This window comes from Nitrobacter vulgaris, from assembly GCF_031453995.1.
GTDB lineage: Bacteria > Pseudomonadota > Alphaproteobacteria > Rhizobiales > Xanthobacteraceae > Nitrobacter > Nitrobacter vulgaris.
The window spans coordinates 1-1,754 of the sequence record NZ_JAVDPZ010000088.1 but is presented as its reverse complement, the minus strand read 5'-3'; the positions used below and the strand labels follow the sequence as shown (position 1 = coordinate 1,754).

The following is a 1,754-nucleotide window of genomic DNA, read 5'->3' as shown; positions in this document are numbered from 1 at the left end:
CAGGTCGGCGATCGCTGGGGCTCCACGCACGGCAAGTGGAATCTGTCCGCGGAAGACACGCTGGACAACAGCCCGATCGATCCGGTGCTGAGCTTCATCGATCAGTCCGACGGCGTGGTGCAGGTCGGGTTCGATGACTTCGTGAATGGCAGCGTTGTATCGCGCGGTGTTCCGGTGAAGCGTATCGCTACGGATAAGGGCGAGGTGCTTGTCGCGACCGGCTTTGACATCATGATGTCTCAGTTCGGTCACAGCCGCGGGCTGGAAGGCTCGTTTGCGACCAGCTACGATGACGAGGATGCGCCGTATACTCCAGCTTGGCAGGAGCGTCACACCGGCATCGGCCGCGAGACAGCGATCAGGTTTGCACGTGAGTTCGCGACCAACGCCGAGCTCACCAACGGCAAGTCCATGGTGATCGTGGGCGCCAGCGCCAACCACTGGTACTACAATAACCTTTGTTACCGATCGGCGACGGTCGCTTTGATCCTGTGCGGTTGCTGCGGCGTCAACGGCGGTGGCATCAACCACTACGTCGGTCAGGAAAAGCTTGCTCCGGTCGCGTCGTGGTCCACGGTTGCGATGGCGCTCGACTGGAGCAAGCCGCCGCGGGTTGTGCAGTCGTCGACTTGGCACTATGCCCACAGCTGTCAGTGGCGTTACGAACAGGAGTTTACGGAGTATGGCTTGACGGCGCCGAATCCACGATGGGCCAAGGGTCACGCGATCGATCTTGAGGCAAAGTCGGTCCGTTGCGGCTGGATGCCGTTTACTCCCAATTTCCACCGCAACCCGATTGAGGTTGTGGCTGATGCCGAACGAGCCGGCGCGAAAACGACCGAAGATATTGCGGCTTACGTTGTAGATCAGGTTGCGAGCAAGAAGTTGAATCTCGCGATCAATGACCCCGATGCGGAAGAGAACTGGCCGCGCGTGTGGTTCATCTGGCGCGGTAACGCGATTCAGTCGAGCGCCAAGGGTCACGAGTTCTTCTTGCGTCACTACCTTGGTGCGCATGACAACGTGGTCTCTGAGGAACGAGCGAAAGGCAAAACGACAACGGTTAAGTATCGCGAGACAGCTCCGCGCGGGAAGTATGATCTGGTGATCGACATCAACTTCCGCATGAACACGACTGGGTTATACTCCGACATTATATTGCCGACAGCGTTCTGGTACGAGAAGAACGACCTCAACACGACGGACCTGCATTCGTTCTTGCACGTGCTGGGACAGGCGGTTCCGCCGGTATGGGAATCGAAAACGGACTGGGAGATTTTTAAACTGCTCGCCAAGAAGGTCAGTGAATTGGCGCCGTTGGCGTTCTCCAAGCCGGTGCGTGACGTGGTCCTTCAACCGCTCATGCATGATACTCCTGATGAGTTGGCGCAGCCGGAGATTCTCGACTGGGCCGAGGGTGAGTGCAAACTGGTGCCGGGCAAGTCCTTCCCGCACGTACGAGTCGTCGAACGCGACTACGCGAACCTATACAACAAGTTCATCTCGTTCGGACCAAGGGCGCGTGAGGAAGGTATTTCAGCGGTCGGCGTGAACATTCCGATCAAGAAGCAGTACGACCAGATGCTGGAAAACCCCCTCATGCCGATGCCGGATCCCAGGCATATGCGGTGCGTGGAGTGGGGTGGCAAGCGCTATCCAAGTCTGGAAGATGTGCTTGACGCATCCAACACGGTGTTGCTGTGCGCGCCGGTATCGAACGGTGAGGTCAGCTACCAGGGCTTCGTCAACGAGGA

The 1,754-nt window shown here is 58.3% G+C and carries 1 protein-coding gene; it reads left to right on the top strand.

The features are described from left to right. Nucleotides 1-1,754 (top strand): molybdopterin-dependent oxidoreductase (locus tag GGQ85_RS20680; RefSeq protein WP_309776084.1); only part of this gene is annotated, 1,754 nt, incomplete at both ends.